Below are 14,998 nucleotides of genomic sequence, written 5' to 3'. Positions count from 1 at the left end.
GAATTAACTTAGCTAACCACTGAATATCTCTATGAGATAATACACAAAAACACTCTCAAAACTGACCGCACTTTAAACTTGCCAGTCAATTTCTTTCATTCCATTTTCTTTAAGATAAGCATTTGTTTTGGAAAAATGCTTGCATCCGAAAAAACCTCGATGTGCCGAAAGAGGAGAAGGATGGGGAGCGGTTAAAACACAGTGGTGGGAGCGGTCAATCATACTGCCTTTTTTCTGTGCATGGCTTCCCCAAAGTAAAAAAACTAAATTTTCACGCTGTTCATTGAGTGCAGCGATGACACGGTCAGTAAAGGTTTCCCAACCTAAATTGGCATGCGAGTGGGCAAGCCCCCGTTCAACGGTTAATACGGTGTTGAGTAATAACACACCTTGTTCCGACCATTTCACCAAATAACCATGGGAAGGAATTTGAAAACCGGCAATATCTTGGCTTAATTCTTTATAGATATTAACGAGAGAAGGGGGAATTGCCACCTCGGGTTTGACGGAAAAAGCAAGCCCATGCGCTTGGTTTGGTCCATGATAAGGATCTTGCCCTAAAATCACCACTTTGACATCTTCAAATGCCGTGTATTTAAAGGCATTAAAAACCTCTTCTTGCGGAGGATAAATGGTTTTTCCACTTTGTCTGGCAAGGTGGACCTGTTTTAATGTATGTTGGAAATAATCCTGCTCTTTTTCTTTGCCGATCACATCTGTCCATGTTTTCATCATCAAATCCTCTTCAAATTGGGTTGGAGTATTATAAACCAAGTTCCAATCTATGGAATGAGTTAATTTGTTAATTAAAGTTTGAAAATAAGTTTCATCACAAGAAAATTTTTTAATTTAATTAAAAATGTGTGAAAAGCTGCTTATTCTTAATCAAAAGAATTTGATGTATTAAAATTTTTTGATAAAATTTGCACAGTTTTATAATTATCCCCATACTAATTAGGAGTCTATTATGATTAAAGGTATTCAAATTACCCAAGCAGCGAATGACAATTTGCTTAACTCATTCTGGTTATTAGACAGTGACACCAACGAAGCACGTTGCTTATGTGCAAAAGGTGGTTTTGAAGAAGATCAAGTTGTTGCAGTGAGCGAACTTGGCCAAATCGAATACCGTGAATTACCGGTAAACGTCGCACCAACTGTAAAAGTGGAAGGCGGTCAACACTTAAACGTGAATGTATTACGTCGTGAAACCTTAGAAGATGCGGTAAACAATCCGGATAAATATCCACAATTAACCATTCGTGTTTCAGGTTATGCCGTGCGTTTCAACTCGCTAACTCCAGAACAACAACGCGACGTTATCACCCGCACTTTCACTGAAAGTTTATAATTTCAGATTGAATGAGAGAAACCCCGATTTTTTTGGGGTTTTGTTTTTCTAAAACTCAGAAAAAATCCACCGCACTTTCCTTTCTTTCCTAGCGATTTTTATGCTTTTCAGGTACAATCCGCCAGTTAAATTTAATGATTTTTGAGAAAACCAAAACCTTTATGAAGAATATTCGTAACTTTTCTATTATTGCCCATATTGACCATGGTAAATCAACTCTTTCCGACCGTTTGATTCAAACTTGTGGCGGTCTTTCCGATCGTGAAATGGAAGCACAGGTGCTAGATTCTATGGATCTTGAACGTGAGCGCGGTATCACCATTAAAGCGCAGAGCGTCACCTTAAATTACAAAGCAAAAGACGGCGAAACCTATCAATTAAACTTTATCGATACACCGGGACACGTGGATTTTTCCTATGAAGTATCGCGTTCCCTTGCCGCTTGTGAAGGGGCGTTGTTGGTGGTGGATGCTGGTCAAGGTGTGGAAGCGCAAACCCTCGCAAACTGTTACACGGCAATTGAAATGGATCTCGAGGTGGTGCCGATTTTAAACAAAATTGATCTACCTGCGGCAGATCCTGAACGTGTGGCGGAAGAAATTGAAGATATTGTGGGCATTGATGCCATGGAGGCGGTGCGTTGCTCAGCGAAAACCGGACAGGGTATTGAAGATGTATTAGAAGAAATTGTGGCGAAAATTCCTGCACCGGAAGGCGATCCTGACGCACCATTACAAGCCTTAATCATTGATTCTTGGTTTGATAATTATCTGGGCGTAGTTTCCCTTGTGCGGATTAAAAACGGTACGCTACGTAAAGGCGATAAAATTAAAGTCATGTCCACAGGACAGGCTTATAACGTGGATCGACTTGGTATTTTCACACCAAAACAAGTAGATACCACCGTATTAAACTGTGGCGAAGTAGGCTGGGTGGTTTGTGCCATTAAAGATATTTTAGGTGCACCGGTAGGCGATACTTTAACCCATCAACACCATCCGGCAAGCGAGGTTTTACCGGGCTTTAAGAAAGTGAAACCACAAGTTTATGCGGGTTTGTTCCCTGTTAGCTCGGACGATTATGAGGCATTTCGTGATGCCTTAGGTAAATTAAGTCTTAATGATGCCTCGTTATTCTATGAACCGGAAAATTCAACCGCACTTGGTTTTGGTTTCCGCTGTGGTTTCTTGGGATTGCTCCATATGGAGATTATCCAAGAACGTTTAGAACGGGAATATGATTTAGACCTTATCACGACAGCACCGACAGTAATTTATGAAGTAGAAATGACAAACGGCGGAGTAGTCTATGTGGATAGTCCGGCTAAATTACCGCCACTTAATAATATTTCTGAAATTCGTGAACCTATTGCGGAATGTAATATGCTCGTGCCACAAGAATATCTAGGAAATGTCATTACGTTATGTGTGGAAAAACGTGGAGTGCAGACGAATATGGTATATCACGGAAACCAAATTGCACTGACATACGAAATTCCAATGGGTGAAGTAGTATTGGATTTCTTCGACCGTTTAAAATCCACCTCACGTGGTTATGCTTCCTTAGATTACGGTTTTAAACGTTTCCAAGCAGCGGATATGGTGCGTGTGGATATTATGATTAACAGTGAACGTGTGGATGCCTTAGCCTTAATTGTGCATAAAGATAACGCACAGTGTCGTGGGCGTGAACTGGTGGAAAAAATGCGTGAATTGATTCCTCGTCAGCAGTTTGATATCGCCATTCAAGCGGCGATTGGTAATCACATTATTGCACGTTCAACGGTGAAACAATTGCGTAAAAACGTTTTGGCAAAATGTTATGGCGGTGATGTAAGCCGTAAGAAAAAACTTTTACAGAAACAAAAAGAAGGTAAAAAACGGATGAAATCCCTTGGAAATGTGGAAGTACCACAAGAGGCGTTTCTTGCGATTTTACATGTAGGTAAGGATAAATAAGGAATAGTATGTCTAATTTATTTTTCGTGATTTTTTTAGCGGTGGGGTTTGGTATTTGGAAAGTGTTGGATTATTTCCAGCTACCAAATACCTTTAGTATTTTATTGCTGATTTTGACCGGACTTTCCGGCGTGTTATGGTGCTATCACCGTTTTGTTGTTGCGCCTAAACGCTATCGTCAAATCGCCCGTGCGGAACAGCGTTCCGGTCGAGCTCTCACTGATGAAGAAAAAGCCAAAATCGAACCTATTTCGGAAGGTTCGGAGTTTTTATCTTCTCTATTCCCTGTACTGGCCGTGGTTTTCTTTGTGCGTTCTTTTTTGTTTGAACCTTTCCAAATTCCCTCAGGATCAATGGAATCCACATTGCGTGTCGGTGATTTTCTTGTAGTGAATAAATATGCTTATGGTGTCAAAGATCCGATTTTCCAAAATACGATTATTGAAGGTGAAAAACCGCAACGTGGTGATGTCATCGTATTTAAAGCACCTGAACAGGCCTTACTCCGTACAGGATTAGGCGCGACCCGAGCAGCCTATGCGGAAAATTTGGCGTTAACCTCAAAAAATAATATGTCCGGTGTGGATTACATTAAACGTATTGTTGGGCAAGGCGGAGATCGTGTGATTTTCGATATGGAGCAAAAAACATTGCAAATTGTGTACGGTAAGGAAGGCAAGCCTTGTGATGTAAATTGTGAAACCAAAGCCTTTGAATATAGCCAAAACCCAACGAATCCGGCATTTCCGAATGAATTAGAATTGACTGAAAAAGGCGATGTAGTACACAACGTGTTAATCAGCCCGTATCGCCGTTATGCAGGGCCGGAATTTTTCCCACAAGAAGGCAATCCAACGGCGGAGTGGGTCGTGCCGGAAGGACAATATTTTGTTATGGGTGATAACAGAGATCACAGTGATGACAGCCGTTTTTGGGGATTTGTGCCGGAAAAAAATATTGTCGGTAAAGCCACTTATATTTGGATGAGCTTAGAAAAAGAACCGAACGAATGGCCGACAGGCTTGCGTTTTGAACGTTTCTTTACAGCAATTAAGTAAGATGAATCATTTAGAGAGATTAGAGCGAAAAATCGGCTATCAATTTAAGGATATTTCGCTCTTAAAATTAGCACTCACCCATCGAAGTGCTGCCGCAAAACATAATGAACGCCTAGAGTTTCTGGGCGATTCAATCCTTAATTTCACGATTGCCGAAGCCTTGTATCATCAATTCCCTCATTGTAACGAAGGCGAATTGAGTCGTATGCGCGCCACTTTAGTGAGAGAAAAAACATTAGCGGTATTAGCGCGTCAATTTGAACTGGGTGAATATATGTCTCTTGGTTCAGGAGAGTTAAAGAGCGGTGGTTTTCGCCGTGAATCAATTCTGGCGGACTGTGTGGAAGCCATTATTGGCGCAATGTCGTTGGATCAAGGCATTATTCTCACAATGCAAGTGGTTCGAACTTGGTATCAGCCCCTGTTAGCAGAAATCAAACCGGGTGATAATCAAAAGGATGCGAAAACCCGCCTGCAGGAATATTTACAAAGTAAAGGGTTGGTATTACCAAGCTATGAAGTCGTTAATATTCAAGGCGAACCTCATTGCCAAACATTCACTGTGGAATGCAAAGTGAAAAATGTGGATAAAATTGACCGCACTTTTGTGGGGAAAGGATCAAGTCGCCGTAAAGCAGAACAGGCGGCGGCAGAACAAATTTTAAAAGAACTGGACATCAAATGACAGAACAATTTGACAAAACCTATTGCGGCTTTATTGCCATTGTAGGTCGCCCGAATGTGGGGAAATCAACGCTCTTAAATAAGATTTTGGGACAAAAAATCTCAATTACATCACGCAAAGCGCAGACTACCCGTCACCGTATTGTGGGGATTAAAACCGAGGGAGCTTATCAAGAAATTTATGTGGATACTCCGGGGTTACACATTGAAGAAAAACGTGCGATTAACCGTTTAATGAACCGTGCAGCAAGCAGCGCGATTGGTGATGTGGATCTCATCATTTTTGTGGTGGACGGTACTCATTGGAATGCCGATGATGAAATGGTATTAAACAAACTTCGCAATGCGAAAGCACCGGTAGTATTGGCGATTAACAAGGTGGATAATATCAAAAATAAAGATGATTTATTACCGTTTATCACTGAATTAAGCAGTAAATTTGATTTTGCCCATATCGTACCTATTTCCGCACAACGTGGTAATAATGTTCACGAACTGGAAAAAATTGTACGCGCCTCTTTACGCGAAGGGGTACACCATTTCCCTGAAGATTATGTAACAGACCGCTCGCAACGTTTTATGGCATCGGAAATAATCCGTGAAAAATTGATGCGTTTTACCGGCGAAGAACTACCTTATTCAGTCACCGTTGAAATTGAACAATTTAAAGTGAATGAACGTGGCACTTATGAAATTAATGGATTGATTTTGGTGGAACGTGAAGGGCAAAAGAAAATGGTGATTGGCGCACAAGGGCAAAAAATCAAAACCATTGGTATGGAAGCCCGTGCGGATATGGAACGCTTATTTGATAACAAAGTTCATCTTGAATTATGGGTGAAAGTGAAATCTGGTTGGGCGGATGATGAGCGTGCGTTACGCAGTTTGGGCTATATGGATGAATAAAAGTGCGGTTCGTTTTCAGCAAGTTTTTATTTAAAAGCCGGTGTTATGTCGCAGTGACTGAAACATGATTTAGGCGTTATTTGTAGGGACACACTGCGTGTGTCCGTTATAAAATCAAATTATTTCAATATGTTATAAATGGACACTCCACTGTGTCCCTACATTTTCATATTTTCCTTAATTCTCTTTTTCCCCCTATTCCAAAGGCGCAAGCATAAGCGGAACTCCACGCCCATTGGAAATTGTAACCGCCGAGCCAGCCGGCAACATCTAATACTTCTCCAATAAAATATAAACCTTTTATTTGTTGGCTTTCCATGGTTTTGGAAGAAATATGATGGGTATTCACCCCACCCATAGTAACTTCTGCTGTGCGATAACCTTCCGTTCCATTGGGTATAAATTGCCAATGATGTACTAAATCCAACAGATTTTTTAGCCGCACTTTACTGAGGTTAGCAATCACTTCATCTTGAATAAAACCTTGTTCGATCCAAAGTTCTACTAATTTTTTGGGAAGTAAACGTGTCAGCACGGTTTTTAACATCAGTTTTGGCGAGTTTTGTTTCATTTGGTGGATTTCATCTTCCAAATTATGCGTTGGTAACAAATCAATTTCCACGTTTTCACTAGGTTGCCAATAATTAGAGATTTGTAATACGGCAGGACCTGAGATCCCCCGATGGGTGAAAAGTAACTGATTGTGAAAGGATTTTCCGCAATTTGCCGTGATCGTAACCGGTAGGCTAATGCCTGAAAGTGCGGTCAAAAACTTATCGGTTTCACGGTAAGTAAAGGGAACAAGACTAGCTCTGGGTGGAATGACCGGAATATCAAATTGTTCTGCGATTTGGTAACCGAAAGGCGTTGCACCAAGCCCCGGCATAGAAAGACCACCGGTGGCAATGACCAAATTTTTACACTGCCATTGCATCGCATTTGCGGTTACGCTAAAGTGTACTCTTTCATCATTTTCAATGCGTTCCACTTGCGATATTTCATTGCGTAAGTGTATCTTTACTTGGTATTTTTTACACTCGGTTGCTAACATCTCTACGATTTTTTCCGCCCCTTCATCACAAAAAAGCTGTCCGAGCTCTTTTTCATGATAGGCAATACCATATTCGGCTACGAGCGAAATAAAATCCCAATTGGTATAACGTGCAAGGGCTGATTTGACAAAATGAGGATTTTGCGAGAGATAGTGGGCGGGGGTGACATCAAGATTGGTAAAATTGCAAAAACCGCCGCCGGACATTAAGATTTTTCGCCCGATTTTTTTCCCCTTATCCAGTACAGTCACTTCTTTGCCTAATTTTCCTAATTGTGCGGCACAAAATAAGCCGGCGGCACCCGCACCGATAATGAGGGTTTCGGAATAATGCTTCACTGTGTTTGTCCTCGGTCTAAAAATTCTAACATTTTCATTCGTTGAATCACCATACGGCGATCAACAGCGGCATTGCCGCTATCTAATAACTGCTGTAAATAATCTTTTGCTTGTGAGTAATTGCGCTGTTCAAGCTCAATAGTCGCAAGCAAAGAGATACTCGAAATTTCTTTCGGGTCTTGTGCGAGGGCTTGGTTCAAAAGCCGTTGTGCTTCAGGTATAAGTTGTTGCCCTGCTTGATAATAAAGTGCGGTGGCTTTTAAGCCTAAAATATTCGGTTTACTGCCTACTAATTTTTCTGCGTTCGTATAGGCGATGAGGGCATAATCAAATTCATTGTTTTGCACATAAGTCTCGCCCAACTGAATCCATACCTCTGTATTATTCGGATCTGCCCGCAATTTATCTTGAATTTTTGTAATCACGTCTTCTTTTTTGTGAAAGTCTGCCATTTCAATTTGTTTGTTATGCTGAGAAATCATTGCTTGCTCACCTTCTTGTAGGCGCGAAAAACGATCAAGGGATAAATAATAGCCGAGAGGGATGGCTATGAGTAAAGCAAAAATACTTAGCGTGATTTTTCCGTTGTTATTTTGGGAAAATAGTGTACGTGGCTCGTTTTGCTCAAGATCGTTGAATGTGGAAAGGGAGACCTTATCCTTGAGCTGAGGTGTTTTTTTGTGAGAATGCCAAACTAACCCGCCGGCTAAAATGAGTAACCCAATGGGTAATAGCCATAACAATGCCGTATTCCATTGAAAAGGGGGCTTGTAATTCACAAAATCACCGAAACGTGCCGTCATTGTATCAATTATTTGCTGATTGGTTTTGCCTTCATTCACCATATTATAAACTTCAATGCGTAGGTCGTAGGCAATAGGAGAATTAGACTCCACCAAGTTTTGATTTTGACACTGAGGGCAACGCAAAGATTTTGCCAGTTCTACGGCGCGGGTGCGATCAGCCGAGCTTTTGAATTGGTAAGTATCCACCATTTCCGCTTGTGAAAACAAGCTAAAAGCGAATAAAAGTGCGGTTAAAAAGATTTTCATTTTTTCGTTAATTCTTGAATTTTGGGAATAAAGACATTTTTCCATGTTTCTCGATCAAGTAGCCCGGAGTGGCGATAACGAATAATGCCGTGAGCATCCACTAAATAGGTTTCCGGTGCACCATCTACGCCGAGTTTCATAGCGAGTTCACCTTGGCTGTCATCAATAGTTAAAAGAAAGGGATTACCCATTCTTTTGAGCATTTCACGCCCATTTTGTGGGTTATCCCGATAATCAATGCCGATGATCGGAATGGTTTGGGCAATATCCATCAAAAGCGGATGTTCTTCCTTGCAATAGCCACACCAACTGCCCCAAATATTTAATAAAAATGGTTGTTTCGGGAAATTTTTCGGACTGATTGCTTTCGAAGGAGCAAGCAAATTTGCCTGATAAAATTCTGGTATGGGTTTATTAATCAGGGCAGAGGCAATTTTTTTCGGATCTTGATTAAGTCCGGCAATTAATAGGATACATACACCTAAAAGCATCAAGAGCGGTGTAAAAAAGAGTAATTTTTTCTTCATTATCTTTCCTGTTTTCGGCGTAAAGCGAATGTGCTACAAAGCGCACCTAATGCCATTAAAATTCCCCCAGCCCAAAGCCAACGAATAAGCGGTTTGTAATGCAGACGGAACGTAAATTCCCCTTTTCCGAGAGAATCGCCCATCACGATATAGAGATCACCCCAGAATCCTCCACTTAAACCGACTTCGCTCATCGTCATGGTGCGGACATCATAATAACGGCGTTCCGGTATGATATTGGCGTAAGGTTCAGCATTTTCCGTGACATCAAAAAATGCCGCTTCTGTTGTGAAGTTTGGCCCGATTTCGTTAGAGAATTGACGGTAATGAAATTCGTATTGCCCGAGTTTTTGGCTTTGTTGCGGTGCAAGGCGAACACCGATTTCACTGCCAAAATAACTACTCATTACGGCACCCATGGTAGCAATTGCCACACCGCAATGGGCAAGAATCATACCCAGTTGTGCGAGAGGGATTTTTCGCCAATTTTGCCATAAAGTCGAAAGGAAAAGCCAGATAGAAAGTGTTAATAAAAGAAAAGCGAACCCATGAAAATGGAGTAATTCGTTATGATGAATTTGTTGCCAAATCATCAATAAGGCAATGCTTCCGGCAGGAATAATTAATAATAAACGGCGTATAAAAAAAGATTGCTCAAAATTTATCCAGCGTAATGAGAGAGAAACGACCATAGCCATTAATATGACCGTCAAAATAGGTAAGAAAATACTATTGAAATAGGGGCTGCCCACAGAAATAGATCCCCAATTCATGGCTTGAAATAACATGGGGTAGAACGTGCCTAAAAAGGTGGAAACCGTGGCGATGGTTAATAAAATATTGAGTAACAAAATACCACCGGCTTTTGAAATAAGCTGAAATTTGACCGCACTTTCTTGAGTATTGTTTGAACGTAGTGCAAATAATCCAAAAGCAAATAATGTGAGCAAAAAGAAGATGAGCAGCAAGGCATAGCCACGGGTATTATCTACGGCAAACGCATGAACGGAGGTGAGCGCACCGGAGCGCACAATAAAGGTGCCGAGGACACTGAAGGCAAACGTTAGGAGAGAAAATAATGTTTTCCAATAAGGGAATGAGCCTTGTTTTTCAGCGATGACTAAACTGTGCAGTAATGCAAGCCCCAGTAACCACGGCATAAGCGAGGCATTTTCTACGGGATCCCAAAACCACCAGCCGCCCCAGCCCAGTTCATAATATGCCCACCATGCGCCTAGCACGATACCGATGGTTAAAAATAACCATGATAACAATACCCAACTTCGCATTTTGTAGGCGATTTGTTGGACGGGTTGATGATGAATGAGAGCGCTTAGGCTTATGGCAAAATTCACCGCAAAACCCACGTAGCCGATATAAAGCAGTGGTGGATGAAAAATTAATCCAATATCTTGCAACATTGGGTTGAGATCACGCCCTTCTATTGGTGCAGGGAAAGTGCGTCCGAAAGGATTAGAATAAAACAAAATAAATACGGCAAAGCCAAAACAAATTAAACCCAGCAAAGATAAGGTTTGGGTAGAGAAAGTGCGGTCATTTTTTCGGTTAAAAAAAGCAAAAGCAGTAAGCCATAAGCTTAAAGAAAATAACCAGAATAGCATAGAGCCTTCGTGTCCCCCCCAAGTGGCGGCGACTTTGAAGAATGTTGGGAGCTGAGAATTGGAATGGGCTGCCACATATTCAAGGGTGAAATCATCTATTGCAAAGGAATAAGCGAGAATACCGAGAGAAAAGGTGGTTGTTATAGTGAAAAGATAACTTAACCACCAAGCAGAATTGATTAAAGTCGAATTTTTTTTGAATAAGCCGATTTGTGGAAACAGTGCAAGGAATAATGCACTGATAGTCGCGATTAAAAGGGAAAGGAAACCAAGTTCTGGAAGCATAATAAATTTGTTTTTAGTGATTAAAATCGGGTTTCAAAAAAGAAAGGCGCATATTAATACGCCTTTCTTTATAAAACAACTATTACCTAAGCCACTGTTAATTGTCCTGCATACAAAATAAAGTAGCGTAAACAGAGAACACCGATTAGGTCGAAAATCGACACCAAGATAATGAAAGTACGGTTATATTTCAGCCGGTCGGAGGCAAACATATTTGCAATTAATGGTATTAAAATTCCGATAAAGAAGACGCCAATCCAGAATATCATTCCCCAAAATCCGGAAAGGGCATTATGTAGCGCAACTGTTTTTTGTCCGCCGCCAAAATGCAATCCCACAAAGAAACACACCAATAAACCGAGTTCAGTCACCATAATAGGCACTTCAAATTTGTGAATGAAGTGAGATTCGTGAGAGTCACCTTTCAATTTTCCGGCTATCAGAATGATTAAAAATGTGGCTGCAATACCGGATGAAGTACCGGATGCCAAGAATAATGCCGGCAATACCGGATTATTCAGCATTGGGTAGCTGATAAGGGCTGAAAGTAGGAAGCCGGTATAAGCCCCCAATACTGCCGCCAATATAAATAAAATAACTTCTACAGGGCTAATTAAACGTTCGGTAAAGCCAATTAATTTCATGACAAACTGTAGCTTTGGCAGAAAACGGCGAATGAGCGTTTCGATTTCATTTTTGAAGATCACTACACCCCATAATACCAAGAACAGCATATAAATTTGGAAAAGCATTACTCCCATAGACATCACAGAATTAAATTGATAATTGAACATCAATTTCCAGAATGTCCAAGGGCGTGCTAAGTGGAAAATTAGCAGAGTTAAACCGATTAATGTCGGTACTGAGCCTAAAATTACTCCAGCACGAATGATCCAGTTTTTGCTTGGGTTTTCCAATTTATGACTACGTTTAAATGCAATAGCTAATTGCACCGCTCCGGATGAGATCCCGAGTAAAAACAAATAGATCGCAATGGTCGAATCCCACACTAAATTGGGTGTGTGGAACGGAACTGGATAATCTAACGTCATCTTCTAAGCTCCCCATGTTGGAATGGAATATGGTAAAGATTTGGCTGTGTCCCTAATTCCACTTTTGTGCGATAAACCGGTTTTTCTTTTACCTTACGTGTGACTTCACTGGTCGGATCGTTCATATCGCCAAAGGTTAAGGCTTTTGTCGGACAGGCTTCCACGCAAGCAGGTTGCTTACCGTTGGCTAAATTGGTATCTCGACAGAAGTTACATTTATCAGCAGTTTTGTGAACCGGGTGAATAAAACGCACGCGATATGGGCAGACTGCAATACAATATTGGCAACCCACACATAAATCTTTATGTACATCGACGATGCCCGTATCTTTATCAATAAATGAAGCACCGGTCGGACAAACCGCCACACAAGGTGCATTACTACAATGTTGGCAAGATTGGCGGAAAAATTCATATTCTTGATTTGGAAATTCGCCATAGGGTTCGCTACGTAAAATCTCTAAACGAGATACGCCTTGTGGTACTTGGTTGACATCACGACAGGCATCCATACATGCCGTACAGCCAATGCAAGCAGTTTCATCATGTACCATTGCGTAACGTTTGGTTTTATCCGCCTTATCTTCTTTTGCTAAAGAAGTTAAAGGCGTTCCCGTCATAAGGATCACAGCCCCCATGCCGGAAACAAAGCTTCGGCGTGAGCAAGTTGTCATTGTTTATCCTTTTGTTCGGTTGATTTTTCTTGTTGGGCTTGGCGTTTTTGTTGTTCACTATGACAGTCAACACAAAGTTTAACACGCTGTTTTGGTTGAATGCCTTTCATTGCATCTTCTTTTGGATGAAGGGTGTGACAACTTGCACAAGGCAATTTCATCGCATGTACATCGTGCGCCCATAATTTCTCGCGGAGTTTATCCGGTTGATGGCAGGCAAAACACACTTGGTTTTGTTCTTGTACGGAATACATTGGTTTTTTCTCACCAAAAATATCACCTTCAAAACGCATTACGTCTTTCGCACCACGACGGTGGTTTTCAGTAATATTACCGTGACAGCTTACACAGGTGATTGGTTTGCCGTTGTTTGGATTTTTTTGGTTTAAATGTGTGCCGTGGAATTTCCCGAAGTGCAATTCACCACCGGATTGTTCCAAGGTTTGGTTTTTATCCACTTTGTCAAATTTATGACATTTCGCACAGTATTGGTTTGGGTCACGCTGATTGTCTAATTGCGGTTCATAATTTAGTACAGAATTCGCTTGTGCGTGTGCGATTATTGGTGTTGCTGCGGCAAATGCAAGGAGTGCTGCGGTTTTTGCCATATTACGAAGAAAAGAAGTTAAATTCATTTTGGAACCTCAAGTTTATTGTGGAAAACGACCGCACTTTTAGCATAAAAGTGCGGTAACTTTTCTTACTGTTTTGTTGCGGTATCGTCAGCTAATTTGCCGTTGGCTTTTGCTTCTTTTTCCCATTGAGGTACAACTGTTTTTAAGAATTCTTCTTTTGCTTGACGTTCTTTTTCAATATCAATCCCCATCACTTTCCACGCTTTTTCAGCGGTAGAAATATCAGGGATTTCAACCGGTGTTTTTACGCCGTGTTTTGTTAAGATAGCTGCCAGTTTAGCACGTGCATCTGCAGCTCTATCTAAACCGGAACCTAATACGCGAAGCATCACATCAGGTGCGTGCATATGACCACCGTGGCTTGCTGCGGCATAATCCCAACGCCATTGAGCATGGCGGATATCCATTAATGCAGCTTCCATTTCTTCTTTGCTTGCACCGGCATCCCAAGCTGCTTTGGCTTCAAAGTGAGCTTTCACAACTTGATCTTCTAAACGCCCCATGACGTCTTTCACGTCTTTTTTACGTGAAGCAACGATCTCTTTTAATTTTTCTTTACTTTGATCGTGACAGTTTGCGCAAGTTGAATCAAAGGCATCAAATGGATTTTGGATTTGGTGATCCGTATAAACTTTACCATCCGCATCTTGAACTTTTGGCATATGGCAATCTACACAGGTTACGCCATTTTTGCCGTGCATCCCTAAAGACCAAATTTCAAAGTCAGGGTGCTGAGCTTTTAACATTGGTGCTTTAGAAAGAGAATGAGTCCAATCGCTGAAACCAATATCATCATAGTATTTTTCAATGTCATCGACTGTTTGACCGTTATTCCAAGGGAAGGTCACTTGTTTGATGTCACCCGCAAAATAGTATTCAACGTGACAGTTTGCACAGATTTCTGCACGTTTTTCAGTACGCGCTGCGGTATTAAAACTAAGGTCAGATTGTGCTTTTCCTTCTGCTTTTGCTTTGGCTTGTAAGGCATTGTTGAGATGATCTAAGGCACGTAAAACATGTGGGCGAGCAATACGTAATGCAGGTTTGCCTTCTGCAAAATCTTTTGATGTTGTGTCATGGCAGTCAGCGCAACCAATAGAATTGACAATTTCAGGGCCACCTTTTGCCCATTTTGCATTGAAGTAGCCTTCTTCGCCCCACTCAGCGATTAAACGTGGTACATCGGGACCTTTACATGTCCAACAGGCCATTGGTTGAGGACCGTCATTGGCGGTTTTTGGTGCACCGGTACGCAAAATATTACGCACGTCTGTAATCGCATAAGCATGCCCACGGGGAGCGTTATACTCTTTAGAAAACGCATAACCCCCCCAAAGCACGATTAAACGCGGATCTTCTTCATTGGCATAAATGATTTTGTCACCCTTTTCTGTAGCTTTCCAAGACTGGTATTGTTTCGGATATTTTTCTGCGAATTTTTCATTTACGGCTTCAATTTTTAAATTTGGGTTTGGCGCTTCAACGGGTTGCTCAACCGGTTTGTAAACCATTTCGGCCATTACCGAATTATAACCGCTTAACGCTGCGAAAGAGGCAGCTAAGATAAGACTTTTTCTCAATGTATTCACGATAAACACTCCATAGCAAAGTGGGGAAAAATAAAATTATTCAAATGCAAATTATTATTGATAACCTATTGATCTTACTAAATAAAGATACTTCAGTTTGAAAGTAACGATAACAAAAGTATGGTGATTTTCTAGGGCTATTTGTGGAAAAGTTGCTTTAGATCAAAGGAAAAAATGAAAATACACCTAAAGAGTTAGTGTGGGTTGGTATAAGG

14 protein-coding genes are annotated in these 14,998 nt (G+C 41.1%); 5 read left to right on the top strand and 9 right to left on the bottom strand.

Going from position 1 to position 14,998, the window contains the following annotated elements; all coding sequences use genetic code 11:
* Positions 1 to 72: 72 nt before the first annotated feature.
* Complete coding sequence (ung, locus tag A3GE_RS0110280; protein WP_018357172.1) at positions 73 to 732, bottom strand: uracil-DNA glycosylase; 660 nt, start codon at positions 730 to 732, stop codon at positions 73 to 75.
* 235 nt (positions 733 to 967) lie between these two features.
* On the opposite strand from ung, the gene grcA reads away from it, so the two are divergent.
* The 5 genes from grcA to era all read left to right on the top strand — a co-directional run bounded on the left by grcA (position 968) and on the right by era (position 5,957).
* Positions 968 to 1,351 (top strand): autonomous glycyl radical cofactor GrcA, encoded by a 384-nt coding sequence (gene grcA / locus A3GE_RS0110275; protein WP_018357171.1) that lies wholly within the window; start codon positions 968 to 970, stop codon positions 1,349 to 1,351.
* A 161-nt stretch (positions 1,352 to 1,512) separates the two neighbouring features.
* Positions 1,513 to 3,309, top strand: coding sequence for a translation elongation factor 4 (lepA, locus tag A3GE_RS0110270; RefSeq protein ID WP_026215475.1), 1,797 nt, complete (start codon positions 1,513 to 1,515; stop codon positions 3,307 to 3,309).
* An 8-nt stretch (positions 3,310 to 3,317) separates the two neighbouring features.
* The gene (gene lepB / locus A3GE_RS0110265) at positions 3,318 to 4,367 is read left to right on the top strand and encodes a signal peptidase I (protein ID WP_018357169.1); all 1,050 of its coding nucleotides are present in this window, start codon (positions 3,318 to 3,320) and stop codon (positions 4,365 to 4,367) included.
* 1 nt (position 4,368) lies between these two features.
* The gene (rnc, locus tag A3GE_RS0110260) at positions 4,369 to 5,052 is read left to right on the top strand and encodes a ribonuclease III (RefSeq protein WP_018357168.1); all 684 of its coding nucleotides are present in this window, start codon (positions 4,369 to 4,371) and stop codon (positions 5,050 to 5,052) included.
* The gene (era, locus tag A3GE_RS0110255; protein ID WP_018357167.1) at positions 5,049 to 5,957 is read left to right on the top strand and encodes a GTPase Era; all 909 of its coding nucleotides are present in this window, start codon (positions 5,049 to 5,051) and stop codon (positions 5,955 to 5,957) included. Before rnc ends, era begins: the two co-directional genes overlap by 4 nt.
* A gap of 166 nt (positions 5,958 to 6,123) precedes the next feature.
* Here the strand turns inward: era and A3GE_RS0110250 are convergent, their stop codons facing one another.
* The 8 genes from A3GE_RS0110250 to nrfA form a co-directional block, all read right to left on the bottom strand.
* Positions 6,124 to 7,347 (bottom strand): BaiN/RdsA family NAD(P)/FAD-dependent oxidoreductase, encoded by a 1,224-nt coding sequence (locus tag A3GE_RS0110250; RefSeq protein ID WP_018357166.1) that lies wholly within the window; start codon positions 7,345 to 7,347, stop codon positions 6,124 to 6,126.
* Complete coding sequence (gene nrfF, locus A3GE_RS0110245; RefSeq protein ID WP_018357165.1) at positions 7,344 to 8,399, bottom strand: heme lyase NrfEFG subunit NrfF; 1,056 nt, start codon at positions 8,397 to 8,399, stop codon at positions 7,344 to 7,346. Before nrfF ends, A3GE_RS0110250 begins: the two co-directional genes overlap by 4 nt.
* On the bottom strand, positions 8,396 to 8,926 hold the full coding sequence (locus A3GE_RS0110240) for a DsbE family thiol:disulfide interchange protein (RefSeq protein ID WP_018357164.1): 531 nt from the start codon (positions 8,924 to 8,926) through the stop codon (positions 8,396 to 8,398). The genes nrfF and A3GE_RS0110240 overlap by 4 nt, the downstream gene beginning before the upstream one ends.
* The gene (nrfE, locus tag A3GE_RS0110235) at positions 8,926 to 10,833 is read right to left on the bottom strand and encodes a heme lyase NrfEFG subunit NrfE (RefSeq protein ID WP_018357163.1); all 1,908 of its coding nucleotides are present in this window, start codon (positions 10,831 to 10,833) and stop codon (positions 8,926 to 8,928) included. The genes A3GE_RS0110240 and nrfE overlap by 1 nt, the downstream gene beginning before the upstream one ends.
* A gap of 86 nt (positions 10,834 to 10,919) precedes the next feature.
* The gene (nrfD, locus tag A3GE_RS0110230; protein ID WP_018357162.1) at positions 10,920 to 11,885 is read right to left on the bottom strand and encodes a cytochrome c nitrite reductase subunit NrfD; all 966 of its coding nucleotides are present in this window, start codon (positions 11,883 to 11,885) and stop codon (positions 10,920 to 10,922) included.
* Positions 11,882 to 12,559 (bottom strand): cytochrome c nitrite reductase Fe-S protein, encoded by a 678-nt coding sequence (gene nrfC / locus A3GE_RS0110225; RefSeq protein WP_018357161.1) that lies wholly within the window; start codon positions 12,557 to 12,559, stop codon positions 11,882 to 11,884. Before nrfC ends, nrfD begins: the two co-directional genes overlap by 4 nt.
* Complete coding sequence (nrfB, locus tag A3GE_RS0110220; RefSeq protein ID WP_018357160.1) at positions 12,556 to 13,194, bottom strand: cytochrome c nitrite reductase pentaheme subunit; 639 nt, start codon at positions 13,192 to 13,194, stop codon at positions 12,556 to 12,558. Before nrfB ends, nrfC begins: the two co-directional genes overlap by 4 nt.
* Positions 13,195 to 13,259: 65 nt before the next feature.
* Entirely contained in the window at positions 13,260 to 14,783 is a 1,524-nt protein-coding gene (gene nrfA, locus A3GE_RS0110215) for an ammonia-forming nitrite reductase cytochrome c552 subunit (protein ID WP_018357159.1), read from the bottom strand.
* Between the last annotated feature and the right edge of the window lie 215 nt (positions 14,784 to 14,998).

It is taken from the genome of Rodentibacter pneumotropicus DSM 21403 (genome assembly GCF_000379905.1).
GTDB classification, from domain to species: Bacteria; Pseudomonadota; Gammaproteobacteria; order Enterobacterales; family Pasteurellaceae; genus Rodentibacter; species Rodentibacter pneumotropicus.
The sequence above is the reverse complement of the archived record's forward strand: the minus strand, read 5'-3'. Positions and strand labels throughout refer to the sequence as shown.

Coding starts and splice junctions, on each gene's coding strand:
- grcA (WP_018357171.1), top strand. CDS start 968: ATGATTAAAGGTATTCAAATTACCCAAGCAGCGAATGACAATTTGCTT.
- nrfB (WP_018357160.1), bottom strand. CDS start 13,194: ATGAATTTAACTTCTTTTCTTCGTAATATGGCAAAAACCGCAGCACTC.
- A3GE_RS0110240 (WP_018357164.1), bottom strand. CDS start 8,926: ATGAAGAAAAAATTACTCTTTTTTACACCGCTCTTGATGCTTTTAGGT.
- nrfC (WP_018357161.1), bottom strand. CDS start 12,559: ATGACAACTTGCTCACGCCGAAGCTTTGTTTCCGGCATGGGGGCTGTG.
- era (WP_018357167.1), top strand. CDS start 5,049: ATGACAGAACAATTTGACAAAACCTATTGCGGCTTTATTGCCATTGTA.
- lepA (WP_026215475.1), top strand. CDS start 1,513: ATGAAGAATATTCGTAACTTTTCTATTATTGCCCATATTGACCATGGT.
- nrfF (WP_018357165.1), bottom strand. CDS start 8,399: ATGAAAATCTTTTTAACCGCACTTTTATTCGCTTTTAGCTTGTTTTCA.
- ung (WP_018357172.1), bottom strand. CDS start 732: ATGAAAACATGGACAGATGTGATCGGCAAAGAAAAAGAGCAGGATTAT.
- rnc (WP_018357168.1), top strand. CDS start 4,369: ATGAATCATTTAGAGAGATTAGAGCGAAAAATCGGCTATCAATTTAAG.
- nrfD (WP_018357162.1), bottom strand. CDS start 11,885: ATGACGTTAGATTATCCAGTTCCGTTCCACACACCCAATTTAGTGTGG.
- nrfE (WP_018357163.1), bottom strand. CDS start 10,833: ATGCTTCCAGAACTTGGTTTCCTTTCCCTTTTAATCGCGACTATCAGT.
- lepB (WP_018357169.1), top strand. CDS start 3,318: ATGTCTAATTTATTTTTCGTGATTTTTTTAGCGGTGGGGTTTGGTATT.